Source organism: Sphingobacterium sp. UGAL515B_05, assembly GCF_033097525.1.
GTDB lineage: Bacteria > Bacteroidota > Bacteroidia > Sphingobacteriales > Sphingobacteriaceae > Sphingobacterium.
On sequence record NZ_CP109907.1, the window covers coordinates 311,035 to 326,759 of the forward strand.

14 protein-coding genes are annotated in these 15,725 nt (G+C 41.3%); 5 read left to right on the top strand and 9 right to left on the bottom strand.

What is annotated here, in order from left to right; genetic code table 11:
- Positions 1-361: 361 nt before the first annotated feature.
- The 5 genes from OK025_RS01185 to OK025_RS01205 all read right to left on the bottom strand — a co-directional run bounded on the left by OK025_RS01185 (position 362) and on the right by OK025_RS01205 (position 3,947).
- On the bottom strand, positions 362-1,225 hold the full coding sequence (locus OK025_RS01185; protein ID WP_317667985.1) for an AraC family transcriptional regulator: 864 nt from the start codon (positions 1,223-1,225) through the stop codon (positions 362-364).
- Positions 1,226-1,365: 140 nt separating this feature from the next.
- Entirely contained in the window at positions 1,366-1,893 is a 528-nt protein-coding gene (locus tag OK025_RS01190; protein ID WP_317667986.1) for a hypothetical protein, read from the bottom strand.
- 36 nt (positions 1,894-1,929) lie between these two features.
- The gene (locus OK025_RS01195; protein ID WP_317667987.1) at positions 1,930-2,472 is read right to left on the bottom strand and encodes a hypothetical protein; all 543 of its coding nucleotides are present in this window, start codon (positions 2,470-2,472) and stop codon (positions 1,930-1,932) included.
- A 97-nt stretch (positions 2,473-2,569) separates the two neighbouring features.
- Positions 2,570-2,878 (bottom strand): hypothetical protein, encoded by a 309-nt coding sequence (locus tag OK025_RS01200; protein WP_317667988.1) that lies wholly within the window; start codon positions 2,876-2,878, stop codon positions 2,570-2,572.
- A gap of 7 nt (positions 2,879-2,885) precedes the next feature.
- Positions 2,886-3,947, bottom strand: coding sequence for a hypothetical protein (locus OK025_RS01205; RefSeq protein WP_317667989.1), 1,062 nt, complete (start codon positions 3,945-3,947; stop codon positions 2,886-2,888).
- Positions 3,948-4,310: 363 nt separating this feature from the next.
- On the opposite strand from OK025_RS01205, the gene OK025_RS01210 reads away from it, so the two are divergent.
- From OK025_RS01210 to OK025_RS01225, 4 genes are all read left to right on the top strand, one after another.
- The gene (locus tag OK025_RS01210) at positions 4,311-5,006 is read left to right on the top strand and encodes a hypothetical protein (RefSeq protein WP_317667990.1); all 696 of its coding nucleotides are present in this window, start codon (positions 4,311-4,313) and stop codon (positions 5,004-5,006) included.
- Complete coding sequence (locus OK025_RS01215; RefSeq protein ID WP_317667991.1) at positions 5,003-6,088, top strand: hypothetical protein; 1,086 nt, start codon at positions 5,003-5,005, stop codon at positions 6,086-6,088. Before OK025_RS01210 ends, OK025_RS01215 begins: the two co-directional genes overlap by 4 nt.
- Positions 6,089-6,461: 373 nt before the next feature.
- Entirely contained in the window at positions 6,462-7,205 is a 744-nt protein-coding gene (locus OK025_RS01220; RefSeq protein WP_317667992.1) for a MauE/DoxX family redox-associated membrane protein, read from the top strand.
- A complete protein-coding gene (locus OK025_RS01225) occupies positions 7,199-7,582 on the top strand; it encodes a hypothetical protein (protein ID WP_317667993.1) in 384 nt (127 codons plus the stop codon). Before OK025_RS01220 ends, OK025_RS01225 begins: the two co-directional genes overlap by 7 nt.
- A 59-nt stretch (positions 7,583-7,641) precedes the next feature.
- Here OK025_RS01225 and OK025_RS01230 read toward each other — a convergent pair whose 3' ends face one another.
- From OK025_RS01230 to OK025_RS01245, 4 genes are all read right to left on the bottom strand, one after another.
- The gene (locus tag OK025_RS01230; protein ID WP_317667994.1) at positions 7,642-9,000 is read right to left on the bottom strand and encodes a RagB/SusD family nutrient uptake outer membrane protein; all 1,359 of its coding nucleotides are present in this window, start codon (positions 8,998-9,000) and stop codon (positions 7,642-7,644) included.
- Between the two features lie 13 nt (positions 9,001-9,013).
- Complete coding sequence (locus tag OK025_RS01235) at positions 9,014-12,181, bottom strand: SusC/RagA family TonB-linked outer membrane protein (protein WP_317667995.1); 3,168 nt, start codon at positions 12,179-12,181, stop codon at positions 9,014-9,016.
- A 44-nt stretch (positions 12,182-12,225) separates the two neighbouring features.
- Positions 12,226-13,530: a TlpA disulfide reductase family protein gene (locus OK025_RS01240; RefSeq protein WP_317667996.1), complete on the bottom strand. Its 1,305-nt coding sequence runs from the start codon at positions 13,528-13,530 to the stop codon at positions 12,226-12,228.
- 266 nt (positions 13,531-13,796) lie between these two features.
- The gene (locus tag OK025_RS01245; protein WP_317667997.1) at positions 13,797-14,180 is read right to left on the bottom strand and encodes a hypothetical protein; all 384 of its coding nucleotides are present in this window, start codon (positions 14,178-14,180) and stop codon (positions 13,797-13,799) included.
- Between the two features lie 932 nt (positions 14,181-15,112).
- On the opposite strand from OK025_RS01245, the gene OK025_RS01250 reads away from it, so the two are divergent.
- Entirely contained in the window at positions 15,113-15,358 is a 246-nt protein-coding gene (locus tag OK025_RS01250) for a helix-turn-helix transcriptional regulator (RefSeq protein WP_317667998.1), read from the top strand.
- The last annotated feature ends 367 nt before the right edge of the window (positions 15,359-15,725 follow it).

Sequence of the window (15,725 nt, forward strand, 5' to 3'; positions counted from 1 at the left end):
ACATACCGTCAACTACACGTGTACCCCTGGGATAGACGCGGTTCCTTTCGCAAAAAGGACATTGCCAGCATGTTAAAAAATTGATTAGTTCTTCTTTCTGTAACAAAATTAGTACTTCGAATTAGCGGTTTTCGGTCAGATCTTACCCACTCATTCTAGCATTTTAACAAAAGAAAAAGAGGCCTATTGGCGAGCTGTAAGATTGCAGCATAGGGCATAAAACAGCAATTCCGTCCAATCCTATCGGGAATATTTCCCCTGTTAGGATTAGACGGAATTGAATCAGAGCCCAAATCGCGCAGGAAATTGAGCGACCTTCTGCCACATGGGATCAAATAGCCTAAAGCGATTAAGAGGGCTGTTAATCGTATAGGTAATTTCGGTAGTTGCGAACGTATATTTTGGGCGAAATACCCAAGATATTCCGAAACACACGATTAAAATTAGTAATGCTGTTAAAGCCCGAATCGTAGGCTATTAAAGAGATCGAATCGTGCCTACCCAAACCCAATAATTTACAGGCTTCGCGGATGCGCAGTTCATTTAAATAAGCGACAAAAGTTTTTCCCGTACAGTTTTTAAAATAGCGGCAGAAGGCGTGCGGCGTAAGATTTGCCTTTTCGGCTATTTCATCCAAACTGATATCCTCTTTAAAGTGCTCTTCCAAAAATTTGCAAAGCTTTTCAATACGGAAAGGTTTGGCTATCTCCCCTTTGGGCAATTGTACACCCGAAAGAGGCTCCAGTTCCGTAAATACTTTGCTGAGTGATTTTAACAGATAAAAGAAATTGACGAGCTGATCCAGAAAGTCGGACTTTTGCAGGATTTCAATATAATCACATACCTGCCCCCGATGTTTCGGCGGGACTTTAAATCCCCGATGGCATTTATGCACAAAATCAAGCAGGTTACGAAGTTCGGGCATGGTGGCCATGGTAGACAGTGCTCCTTTCGGGCTAAAAAATAGTGAGACAGACCGCACAGATACTCCTGCGATGAAACTTTTAAACACATGGGCCTGGTTTGTTCCCAAAAGAAAAATGTCGCCGGGCTGAAATTCATGTACATTATCGTCCACGAGTAGCTGGCCGATACCTTCTTTGATCCAGATTAATTGATATTCCTCATGGCGATGCATATAAGGATAGAACTTATCCAGTACATCTTCTTGAATATAGATAGATTTATCCTGAGGGGCAGGAACTTTAAATTGAACTGGCTTCATAACAATTTAGATTTAAATAAATGTCAACTTGACATTAAATATACTATAGCCAGTTTAGTATTACAATGCTTAACAAAAAAAGGTTAAAATAAGGTGATAGTTGGTTATAATTTGCACATGAGTGCCGCCACTGCTAGCGGTTAGCCAGCCCCCAGCTCTTCAGCCAGCGATTGTAAGCCTTGATTAGCTTCTTCAAATCGTTTGAGTTCGACCGCATAAGATTCCGTAACCGTTTCGAGCAAGGCACTTCCAGCGGTAAAGTCAACATAGGCCATTACTGTATCACCACCCCACATCCAGTCAAAAATCAGGGCATAACCCTCCAAAACAAAGCCTTCCAGTTGTTTTAAAAGAGCCAGCATCGGCAATATTTCAAGATAGTTTTCACTGAAGTTCAGTACGGCGAATGTCCAGTGTTGCTTTTCCTCATCGTAATACTCCTTCGCGCCATAAAATTGATCCTTGAGCAGATTATCGAAGACTTCACGAATGCGCGCCTGTGAATAACCCGGAATAATTTCCAACGTTGTTTTGCTGTACATCTGCCGGCTCTCCCACCACTGCGACCAATTATCATCTTTGTTCGGGGAAATCGGTTTAGAAGAAAAATACTCGTTTAATCTCGATTTTTCTATTTTAACACTTATGTAAAGGCTATCCAGTTCCATACGATTGTTCTAAGCTATTCTTAACTTTTTTAAACGTTACCAGCTCGACAGTTTGATTTTACCATCGCTATCAAAATCCGTATTGTCGGTCACTCTTTTGAGGTTCAGCTGCTTCAATGATAGGCCTTCTTTCAGGGGCAAATCGGCAGCTTTCATCCGAAATAAGGGATAAGATAGCGGCTTCTCATTCCATTCGAGCACAAAATGATAGCCATCTACGATCTTTTGCTGGTCGTCGGTTTTGATGATCAAGATATTGTGGAAGGTTTGCTCCGGCTTGGCCGGATCACTATCTGGTGAGATCCCCCTTGCTTTATAGGTGGCGATAAACTTGTAATAATGGAACTTGCCATTTACGGGATTGAATACTAATTCACGGCTGTTGTTTTCCTTGATTAAAGCTGAAAAAGACTGCTCAAAATCATCCAGCAACTTATAATTAAAATCGGTATTGATCTTATTGGCCACCAATACATAGGTCTTTTCATCTTTACCGGCACTATTTCCCTTCACTTGGTTTTGCGCAGCGACCGAATAACAAGTAAACCAGCCTAACAATAGGACTATTAAATATCTCATCCCACTAATTTATTAAAATTCAAAGAATATTCCTTTAGCTGGCCAGCAATCATTTTATTTTTCGATTTCTAGGTGACACAAGCGGAGAACTATTACACTACTCCAATAAATAGTTCCAGTCGCTTATTACGGACGAAATGTCCCAAGTTAAGGCCGTTTTCTTGTAACGCTCAAAATCGCTCCTTTTCCATTTGGTAATATGATATCCTTCACAGAGCCTACAATAGTAGGCTCTGCGGCAAGCCGGTTTTCCCATACGGTGTTTGATGCGTTTACCATTTGTTACATTTTTGACGCGCGAGCGTAATTTAAACCGGAACATTGCATACTGTGCCTCGATCCGGGATGGAAAGGCTACCTTTCCTGTGGCTCGGCATTTCCAGGTGTTGCTTTTTATGCTTTCCATAACCGATCTATTCAAGGTTATTATTATTTGTATTCTCTTTTTCAATTGGCACCTGGAGCATGACCCAATCTTTTATCCGGCGCGCAATGGTCGGGGCAACCTTAAAACTTTCAATAGCTCCAAAGGGTCTGTGCAAAAGGATCCGAAGCCGACCTCCCTTCAATTGATAACAGGCCTTAATCATGGCCAACGGGATTGCATGATGCCGGTCTATTTTCTGCACAAAGCCATGGGTATCGCGCACAATTTCATTCAGACTACGCTGTTCACAGCCTTTGCTATCGGCCATATCTTCTTTTAGGTATAGCTTAACGATAGGCGTATTATTGGTCTTCTCAAATAAAAATATCCCCAGTTCGTTGTACATGATCTTTTTTGTGAGGTATCTGTTGTTGATCACAAACTCCTTCAGTGCCGGATTTATTGATTTGAGTAGCGTCAGATCAATTTCCTCCACCGAATCCGTTTCCTTACCGGTCTCATCAGCCAATGATGGCTCCATGTAATCAGATGAATCAAAAGATTGCAGGTCTACTTGCCCCCCTTCCCTACCTATTATATTATTATGCTGTTGTAAAGCACGCTCCAATCGGATCAGATACCTTTCTCTTTTTCGATAAACACTCCAATAAAAAAAAGTGGTATAGATCATATTAAAAAGTAGGATGCAGACAAAAATCACCAATAAAGGCAGCCATATCCATTCACTTTTAGGCGCAGCGACAGGCCTGAGAACACCAAATATGAGGACCGTTGGCAGTAGTACACAGAAAAAGAACTGCGTTCCCAGCCGATCACCCAAGTGTAGCAGCCAGCTTTTCTTTTTGTCCAACAGTTTGATAACAGACCGTATATAAAAAAGCGCCAAGCTAGCGATTAAGACGTTAAATAGATAACTCACGATTAGCGGTCTACCGTCAAACCAGTTTGACAACGAAGCGACAGTTCCGATATACCAACAGATACCTCCAAAAAGAAAAGACGCAATACACACCCAGATGAAATCTGGATAATGTACGTACATCTCCATATCGTTCCCATACTTGACCTGTTGGATACTTTCCATCATGTATTGATTATTTTAAAGATTAATACCTGGGCTGATCGATAGATAAATACAGGGCAGGTGATTTCTTTTTAAAAATTCCGAATTAAAGAAATTTCTATATACTAAATTTAGCCATTATTTGCTTAAAACGGTCCAATGCGATAGGTAAACCACCCTTTTGTGTACTCCGAAACAGGGCGAAACCTCCCATTTTAGCTTATAAATACCATGCTTATTGTATAGATTGTATTCCTTGTTACAGAAAAATGTAATTCGATGCAAAAAACATACACTTATTGAAATAAAGATAATATTCAGGCAGATTAGCATACGTTATAGGTAATTTTAACCAGATGTCAAATCATTGATTTAATAGCCATGCGTATGACACCCACCAAGCAAATAGTCAGACGGATCAGCCGCAACCACGTTCTGATAACTATCGCGATAGCGGTGACTATCTACGGATCTTTTTTAGCGCCGGAATTCTACTTAAAGGTATATAGCATCGGCGCCCTTGTATTGCTGATCCCCTTTTTGGAAATCCGTAGTCATCATGTGGTACTTCAGCTTTGTGCTCTATTTTTTGTTTGCATTCAGATCTGTAGTATAGCCGTGTATGATCGCTTACCCTATGAACTATTGCTGAGTTCACAGCCGCTCAAGCCAGCATTTAAACATGCCTTACCGATCGCCCTTGGCAGCTGTGCGGTGGCCAATATTATTTTTGTCAAACGTGCCAATCTGGTTACGCTGTACGCCATCCAATTTCCACTGATGCTCCTTGCCTGTACCTGGTATATCCGGATGAACCTTATTATGAACAATTGCAAGCATGTCGATAATCCCAAAGCGGTCTATATCCAGGCCGAAGTAGTTCAGAAATGTCCGGTTTGCTGCGATATCCATGAGCTCTTGATCGCCTTTCGCTATGAAGGTGAGGAATATCAACTTCCAATGGATGTGCATCCGAAGACTTTTGAACAGGCAAAAGAAGGCGGAAAACTCTTTCTGACGCTTCATCCGGGTGTGTATGGCTGGCCATGGTATCACAAAAACATGAAAAGGAGGTACAAATGATCACGAGTTTATATCACCTGATGCTTCTGATCGAGAACGTTGCCCATATCGGTCCTTCCAGCCGCACCCAACATTTTGATGCCATCGCTTCTGCCTGTACCGGCCGTTTGAATGATGCACTGGCGATCCATCGCCAGTATACCCAAGCCGATCAGGCGATACGCGGCGTGCAGCTCTACCATACCCTGTTGCTTCGTCTCCATGAGATATTATATACTTACTGCGATCGGTCCGTTCCCGAGGAACTCAACGCCCTTCATCGCCTGGAGGAAGTATTGGAAAATATCGAATTCTTATTTAAACGAGATATCAATCCCCTGACACCGCTACCGCAACACCATGAAGAACGCATCCAGCACTATATAGATCTTCATCTCGAGTGTACCCTCGACAGATTAAGGCTTAAACAGATTCCTTCAACCTATCTGGATGAAGTGCAATCCGCTATGGCAAGTCTTTTGCAACGGGGCAAAATACCCTACATGCAATATCATCACCAGCACTACCTTATTCAGCTGATCGATGCACTCAGGCAATTGGCCGATGATGAGCGTCAGCATAAAAACTGGCCTTCTCGCTTTTTGATCCTGATGATCAATTTTAATTTTAACCACATCGGATTTTTAAATCGCTGGAAGGAATTGTACGAATCAGATCCTGCTCCTACGGAAGACCTACTGCGCTATCCACAGCATTTCTCCGCCATCCCGGGCTTTGCCTATGATCCCAACCGCAGCTCCCTACTCACGCTGATGTGCCAGTATATTGAAACAGAAACAGCGGATAATCAGCCATCCAATGATATTCCCAATCGCTTTATCCACAGCAATCTCAATGGCAAAGAGCTCAAGCTCTGGCTGCATTTATGTGTGAAAGCTAATTTAACGCGATCTTCCGAAAAGAAAGAAGCAGCAGAAGAATTTTCAAAACTCGTCAAAACCAAAGAGGGCATACTGCTTTCGGTACATAGCCTCACAAAAATGGACAAAGGCAGCGAGTTTCCGGCTGCTGTCCATATCCGCAAGGTATTGAAAACCATGTTGAATGAACTGCACGAAAAATTTCCCGAATTAAATGGATAAAAAATCCAGTAAAATTTTCAAAAAGCAGGGGTATTCCGTCCTTACCCCCACGATTACAGCCTTGATCCCTGTTTAAATCCCGTTTAAAATCATTAACTGCCTGCTATTTTGCTCCGCCATGATCCTAGCAGTTATTTCATCTCCAATTCCCCTCTCCCTTCCATACAGCTATTTTAAACAGCATGTGTAGGCTCCACAAGCCCTACCTGCTGCCCCTGCGGTCGGCTGCTATCCGATCTATCTTTGTTTTGAGGCGTACGAATGGTAGAAGTTGACGCTGAAGCAGGCCGCTGTACCCGAGACGGGAGGGGCGGGTACGGCGCCCTGTTTTTGAAAGAAAAAAATAAGATACCGGAAATAAATAATTAAGGTCATGAAAGCAATTCCAACCAATAAAACTATTTACATGATCCTGCGGGCGGTGATGATCCTATTCTGGGTATATGTGGGTATTGAAAAGCTCTGGCAGCCCGAAGCCTTCAAGATTGCCCTGCAACAGCAGCCCCTGATCAGTATGTATGCGTCGGTATTATTTTGGCTGCTTCCATTGTCGGAGGTAAGCATCGGACTTTTGCTGGGCTTCCCCACACTGCGGTTACAAGCTTGGGGCTGGCGAGCTTCCATGTTGTTAATTACGCTTTTTAGTATTTATATCGGACTGGGTGTATTGAATGTATACGACAGGAAGCCCTGCATGTGTGCCAGCTTCCTCAGCAATATCTCCTGGACAAAGCATTTGCTTGTCAATAGTCTTATTCTCATTTTTTCCCTTGCAGGCTGGCTTATCAATAGATCCCGTTTGGACAATTTAAATAAAAATATTACGGCCGCTATACCTATGGCGTTGCTTGTTTTTTCCTTCTTAACCCCTGCCCTTGTTCAGTACAGCAGTATCCCGCGGGTGCAGTCTAAATATCGTTGGATACTGCCAGACAGTCTATACCAAATTCCAGCATATGACAGCGTCAGTAGGCCTATAGTAGGCAGCCTGGCATACAGATATGATCGGTACACAGAATCTTACCGACACTATTTATTTACCAATAGTATGCAGGCCAACAGCATGACTAATCAATTATTGGCCTGCAGTGCAGAAAGGAGGGTAGCGTTATGCTAACCAAATTTTTAAACAATTATGGCTACATGATATTAGGCGGAGCCATGATTATCGGATTCTCAGCATTTAAAGGTGCTGAGGTTTATGCAGGGAAAGCAGATAACCCTGTAACTATCTACTTCCATGGTAATCCACAAGATGCAAATCAGGTTAAAGATGCATCACTTTGGGATACGACATCCAACGATGAGGACTGTAACAGTGCAAACGTTATGGCTTGCTCACAGGTAGTAGACGAATCTGATCTAAATGCTTCAGATCAGCTGAATCCAGCAAAGATTCAACTTGACGCGACCGCAACTTCTGGAGGGAACTATATCCCATCTAGAACCGGTGGCAGCAGTTCAACCACATTTACTCCGATCAATAGGGGATAAATGGAAGGAAGGGGTAGTCCGATCGGCCTGCCCCTTCCCAATTTGCGCCTACATATTCATTATTTCGGATTTTGTTGCATTCCCGTCAATCTAATGATATCTTCAGGAAGAGGAAGTGCATAAGCGTTGGAGTTTGGTTGTAAAGTAATCAATTGTCCGTTTAGTTTCCTTGCTATTGAGATTTCTCTTCCCTCTGCATTCAACCTTTTAAGGTCCATCCACCTCAGTCCCCTATACAGTAATTCCTTTCTTCGCTCTTTTAGGATTAAAGCCAGTGCTTCTGTTTTGTCTTTTATCACATAAGGAACAAATGTGCCAACTTTATACCTGTACCTGAGTAAATAGTTTAGATCTGCCATTCCTGAATCTATATCTCCCATTCTTACGCTGCATTCAGCTCGCATAAGATAGAGCTCGTCTGTTGCTATTCCCGAAAACATTTTCGATGACCCTGCGTAACTACCTTTGAATGTAGTCGTTCCGTTTGCCGCTACTTTGAAGTATGCTGACCTGCGAAGATCATTGCTTTCATAAGAGCGATACAGGAGTGTATCAGTCAAAGCGCGCGAACTTGTCAGATTGATATTTACTAATAATTCGGCATAAAACAATGTCTCCTTATTAAAAAGCGTAAATGGATAGGACGCTGTCATCTTTACTTCCGATAAATTATTAAAATCGAGCAATTCAGCATTGTACTTTAGGGCTAAATCAACATAATAATAGGCCGAATCATATACTTGCATTGAAAGGTAAGCACGGCCCAACATGGCGTAAGCCGCATACTTATTGGGACGCATGACATGACTGGTTTTCTCAGGCAGCATATCACTACATTCTTTCAGGTCTGTGATTACTTTTTCGTAACACTCCCCTATCGACGATCGATACGATGGCTCATGAAAATCCGAGCTATTCCGCAGCACAATACCCATATCCGTTTTTGATTCTTGAGTATAGGCTTTTGAATAGGTCCATAATAAAGCCAGATATTGGCTCGCCCGATAAAATTTAGCAGAAGCATAAATGGCATCATACTGATTAGCATTACTTTCATTTCGATTGATCTTTTTTATACGATCCAACACAAGATTACTGTTATAGACAGTGTTGTACGAGGAGGACCAGTCGTTTCCGTAATTCATATGATAATTCTGCCAGATATAGGTCTGTTGACCATAGTCAATCAATGCGTCATATATAGATTGGCTCAAATAATAGTTATCTGCCGAAGCTTCACCAAAGGAAGGAAACTTGAGATTCATCATTTGGCTATCATCCAATAGCTTTTGTAAGTCGTCCAAGCTTTTAGGTACAGCCAAACCATAGTTTGACTGTACCTCTAAATATTTTTGACAAGCGGACAAGGTGAAAACGAATATTCCTATCCACCCTATTTTAAGAAATTTTTTCATCATTTACGTTGTTAGATCAATAATCAATTTTTAACCCGATAGAAAAAGTCTTCGGCGGACTTAATCGGTACGGAAATTCCGGATCGATACCGATCTTGTTTGCGCGCCATAGTACCCCTAGATTGGCTACGTTTGCTGACAGGCTCATATTAAATGCACGATTTCCGACTGTATATTTACCCTGCCAGGTCAACGAAACATATTCCAGTCTTAGATGATCTCCTTTATAGACATTGATATCAGCATATTGATAAAATGCATCCGACATGGAATTTATAGGATATTTCATCCCGGGAACCTGCGTATATTTTTCGTCCCCTGATTGCTGCCACCGCTTATCAAAGTCTGGATAGGCCTTGCCGTTGGCAAAAAGTGAAAAATAAGATGTCACTGGGCGTCTGACATAATAGTCGCCCTTATAACTGATATTGAAAGAAAAAATCAAAGACTTCCAAGCTAGGCTGTTGATTATATTTCCAAAGACCTGAGGTTTGGAGGATCCAAAATAGACGATACTTTCATTTCCTTCCGGTAATGCATCGGCCTGATTGCGTATAGCCGTATAGTTTGTACTTAGCTGCCCATCCAATAAGCCCTGTCCTTCTCCAGATTCATTCAGCCCCATCCATTTATAGGCTGCCAACGCGTTCAGCGGTTTACCGACGATCGGTGTGATGGTATTTCCACTTGAGAGAAAGGACGTGACGCTGTTTTGTAGATTGTAATATTGCGTTGTTTTGTTTCTATTCAAGCTCAATATCATTCGTGTATCCCAATTGATCTTTCCGCTTATATTCTTTGAATTTAAGTCGATATCAAACCCTTTTCCCCGCATTGCTCCCACATTCTTTACGACTGTTCCCTGTAAGCCCCATGCCGTATAATCATATTCACTCTGACCATATAGATCTTTGCCTTTTTTCACATAATAATCAATACGTCCTGACCATCTACCCTTGCTCAATGAAAAGTCCAGTCCAAAGTTAGTGGTTGCCACTTTTTCCCACTTCAGCAAGGGATCATTCAAAGTACTTATCTGGTAAAACGGATAACTGGTATACGTTGCCGAGCCGATATACGCTATTGGATTTGGAGACCGTCGGAGATCTACATTGCCACTGGTTCCATACGTTGCCCTGAATTTCAGATAATCAAACAAGGCCAGCTTAAAGAAAGACTCTTTATAAAGATCCCAAGACCCGCCTATTGACCACAGTGGTGACCATTTATCATTGGTCGATGCGCCAAAGATATTAGCCCCGTCTTTACGCACACTCATCGATAGGCCGTAACGATCCATAAACCGGTCGCTTATATTGGTATAAGGCGAAACAAATCGATTTACATTTTTAAAAAACTGAGGTGCCCCCGGTATCCGTCGCGCCCCATCGTCCGGCAACGTTGGAAATCGAGTTACAAAGTCGACAGAAATGCTAGACATCGGCAATTCATTGTATCCATAGGCTGTATAGGAATTTGTGTTCGACCTATTCTCCCGTACTTCACTACCAAGAATACCGACCAACAGATGCCGACCAATAGATTTGTTAAAATCAATTTGACCACGCATGGTATAAGATCTGCCCTCAGCAGCTGAATAGCGTTTTATACCGCCGAGTGGGATGTTATATTTTGTGGGCGTGGTACCTGAACCAATGATTGTAAACTCATTGATCCACTTGCGTGCTTCATAACTTTCTAAGGTATTTAATTCGTTATTTTCTGTACGCTGCTGCTGAATCTGTCCGCCGACATTTAGGTGAAGGTATGGCAATATCTTATATTTCAGGTTTATGCTCGAAAACCATTCATTGCTCTGCCGCCGGTCTGTCGCATATTTATATTCCGACAGTGGATAATAATCCCATGGCAGATAACCTTTTGTATAGTTTTGTTTCAGATAACTGCTTCTATACTCCTTTTCATATGGAATTTCAGTTCCATCTTCGTCTAGAAATTGAAGATATGGAGTCTGCATACTGCCATAGCCCAGTGAAGAGAATTCAGGTTTGCCTTTTCTGCTATCCTGATTGGTATACAGCACCTGGAGGTCCAACTGTAAATTGTCGGTAGGCCTGAAACTATTGGACAGCTGGATATTGATCTTTCTATCGAAAGCATCCAGTTCGGATTTATTCCCCGTATATCCAATACCAAACCCATACGAGTTGCGTGTACCTCCGCCCGAGATATTCAGCGCGTGCTGATTGACAAATGGCACATTATAAAAAGCATCCATATAGTTTTGTCTTCCATTTTGCCCCAAGAGTTTAGCTATACCGCTGGCCGAATCTGCTGGAGAAATCAGGTTGCGCTTGCGTCTATCCAATAGGTCGATCACTGGCGACTGTGCCAGATACGGCTGGTATAGCAATTCCGAATCATAATACCCCTTATCAAAAAGATATTTTTCGAGTGCGATAAAATCCGCATTTTGGGGTTGATAGATTTTATTCAGATCGCTATTTTCCTTCAAAATCACAGTATTTGACAATGTTATTTTTGTCTTCTGCTCTTTGGAAAAAGTACCTTTTTTTGAAGTCATAACGATGACACCGTTCCCGGCACGCGCCCCCCATATGGCACTCGCCGCAGCATCTTTCAGGATGGAGACGCTTTCGATATTATTAGGGTCTATATTTCCGATATCCCCCTCATAGATAAATCCGTCGAGCACAATGAGCGGATCCAGATTGCCATTAATCGTACTCAGTCCTCGTACAGAAATATTCAGTTTCTGCAGGTCGGCATTTTGAATCGGCTGATTGTCAAAACGAATGGCCGTTGTCATGTTATTGAGCCTATCCAATATATTGGTTCCCACCTGCTGATTGAGCATCTTATTATCTACCACATCAATGGCTCCTGTCACCTCATTGGCTTTCAATGTTTGATAACCTGTACTGACAATAGCCTCTTCGAGATAAGTCTCTTTTACGGCAAGGGCCAACACCTTATTCTTTTCAAAAAAGCTGGCCGCTACTGTTCGATCTAGGAAACCAATACAGCTTATCATTAAAGAATCTTTTTCATTCCCTACCTGAATAGCAAATTTCCCCTGCAATGAGCTTACCGCCTGATTATGCACCGTTTTATTCCGTATGGATGCGCCTACCAACTCTTTGTCACCATTTGCTGAAACAATTGTACCCCGTATCCATAATTTTTCCTGAGCCTTGCTCATGAAAAACAATACGCTTGTAAAAAGCGTCGTCAACAAGACCTTCATTACTTCGTATGTTGCGTAGATACTGCATAGAAATAAGGATATTCGCCATGGTATTGTGTTGGCCTAAGCTTTATACCATGCTGTTCCAGCACTGCTATTTTTTTTTCAATAGAAAGATCGAGAAAGTTTCCCGGCAAACGCAGATCAATCCCTTCGGCACTTTTGCTCTCAAAAATTATCGGTCTATCTAGCACAGACCTGATGAAGCTAACCACACCGTTTAGGGGTACATTTTGCAGGATCAAAGATTCATTCCCCCTATCCACACTATTGATGTACATCCCACCATTGGTCTTCCATAGCGGATGCGATATATCCAGCGAAAGTGCGTATGCAGCAACAACACCTTTTTTTCGCTCAACGGAGACATTAAACCGTTGAATCAAAGCATTTCTAAAATAATCGAAGGCTAACTCCTGTGTGATACTATCACGCAGATAGAGCTGATACCAAAACTGTCCTTTTGTTGTTTTAAAGTCGTATATGAGATCCACAAATTCCTTATTGATACGATCATCAAAAACGAAAAGGCTCGATTGTGCTCCTTTGAAGACATCAGGAAAAGCCAACTGGTAACAGGTATTGAGAAAGTAATTGCCCACCTGAAACAGCGAGCTTCCTTTGTTGTAGGACACAGCCGGATACACGCCGAGATAGTTTTCCCGGTAGCCTGACATTACTGAGCAAAATAGAAGTCCTGTAGTATCCACTAAAGGCGGCGTGTTTATCCGAGCAGTATTTTTGATTTCCGATTTTTCTATAAACCTGTTCGATACTCCAGTTTTCAAAAAATCTCCTATAATATCCTCCGTAATAGAACTTGCAAATGAATTGAGGACAAATTCACCCTCGGGATTGATAATCCCTATTGTTGGCAACGTATTATGCGGAAAAAGTGACGTAAACAAGGTATCATTCAGTATTGTCGGCAATACCGGTGTGTAATTAAAGTCCTCTTTATATTTCTTGAATCGCTTATGTATCCGCTCCGGGGTATCCTTATTCCGCTTACTATTTACCATCACAACCTGTACCTTGTCCTGAAAGCGTTGCTGGATCAATTCCATGTCGGGAATCCCTTCAATGCAGCTCGGGCAACCTGTAGACCAAAAATCCAGTAAGATCAACTTCCCTTTCAGATCAGAGAATTTGATCATCTTTTTTTTGCCACTAAAATAATTCAGTTCGAGGGATTGGTTCCATACTGCATCCGGGATCTTATCGCCTGGTTTTAGGGCAACGAGACGAGATAGCCCATCCACCCCGCTGTCCTTGCGGGGCGTCTGAGCCGATAAACTAAACATAGAAACAACTGCGATGCAACTGAGCATTAGTCGCCCAACAGCAAACCAACTTTTTCTTTTTTTCGAATGGTATCCGATATTTCTTCGAGCGGACTTCGAGTCACACTCGATAAAATCCGAAAAAACGGCCGAGGAAAGTCGCCTTACCATCTGCTTGGTTTGCACAAATCTTGTGCTTACGTAGTACTTAACAGGTACTTGAAATATATAGGTTATATATAGCCTTACAAAGGCTAGTAATTTTAGGATATTCATTATTTAGTTTGTTAGTGGTTTTGAGAAAGCTGATAAAAAAAATCGTAGATTTCCTTGCTACTTTCGAGTTCACAAGCGATGAATCTGTTGCTTCGGAGAAATGAAATTTCCACCTCTGACAGATTAATCTTTTTGTAGTGAATCAGAAAGTAGGCCATTAGCATCCGAAATAATGCGACGGAGAAATTCTGTACATCTGTTGTACTGATAGTGGGATTAACTCCCCTTTCTCGATCGAAATAAATCGTAAGCAATTCTACTAGATGATTACGACAACTATCCATATCGTATCTAGTCCAAAAATCTTTAATACATGCTACCGGATCATACTCCAGATGATGGATTTCGTACATCGCCAGGTCAAAGGCGACAAGTTTCTTAAAAAGCTCTTTCATTTTTTGGCTTTGAGGGCGTGTATTTGCATAGTTTCTTTGGAAAAAAAGAATAAAACACCCCCTATCGAGCCCAAAGTCCCAATACAGATACACTGTTAAAAAATTTATTAACTAAACCTCAGAATGCCGTTTTACTCTTAATTACTCGGTTATATATGGTTCGTCACGGACATCCATTTGAAATAGGAATAACCGACCCTTTGTTTTGTTACGACAATATTTTGAATAGAAAGTTGCCAGCAATAAAAAGTTTCCCTAAATTTATGGTGCAAAACAATTATTTAGTACTAGCCATCTTCATGCCTTTTTTCTCTATTTATATATTGATGTAAGGGTCGGTGGCAGACACGCAAAGGGGAATTTGGCTATTCTTTTGAACAGGAATTCCGAGCCATTTTTATTGACTCCTCTCCTCTTACGTGCCGTGTATTGCAATTGTGTCTAATCCGGCGCTCGGATTAAATTTTTGAAATGCTGCTTAGCGGAATAACGAGTGAATTGAAACGAGACTCGGTACCGCTGGTATGAAGTTTTATTTAACATCGTTATCATAATTTTATCTATTTATGATGAACGTCGTTGTCTTAATGAGTACCGTTGACTTGTTTAGGTTAGCTAAGCAAGGAGCGGCTTCACACTTTGAACCCAGGGGAGCTAACCCTTGTCACCTCTACATCTGCAAGAGATTTCGAAAATGACATCGCCAAAGCTACACGCGAAACCGCTCGCATGCCGCATATATCAAAAGTATTAAAACTTTTTGAACACACAAAAGCATGGAGCGATCTACACGGGTTCTCTCGGCGAATTTTAGCTCTGTTCGGGTACGAGAAAACGTCGTTCATCAAGGTTATTTACCTCGAATATTAAATCGTCCATACAAATATAACAATAAATATGAAGTGTGGCAATAGAACCACAAATATATTTCCATGATTGAAGACAAACATTCAAAAACCTATAAGACAATAGGAAAAAATTTAAGAAAAAGAAGAAATGAGTTGGATTTAACTCAAGATGAAGTAGCTGAAAGAATCGCTAAAATGGACAGATCAAAAATTAGTGATATGGAAAACGGAAAGGAAGATTTTGTTTTTTCTAAACTTTTAAATCTTTGTGAAGCTTTGGAATTATCTGTAATTGAAGCTCTGAAAGAAGTGGAAGATCAAAAAGAATGAATTGTGAATCATAGTAAAATAATGTCCAAGCTAAAAATGCTGTAGATATTGTCCTTGCTAAGACTGCAATAAGTAAACAACGACTTACAGACAGTTATTTGATACGGGCGCACCTGAGCTTTATGAATTATTGCTCATAGGAAAAGTTGTCGGAAAAAGTACTGGAGAAATGATGAAAGAGTATGTTAAAGAGTTTCTAGTAAGAAAATAAAAGAGGGAGTATGACTATTCTTTCAATTTATTAATCGCTTTTAGGGAAACACGGAAGTACTCGTCTTTTAAGGAGAAAGATGGAAGTTTTTGAAGGGCACACAAAAGATAAAAATTACTAGCAATTATAGATTCAAAATCTAATTAAGATAACTAA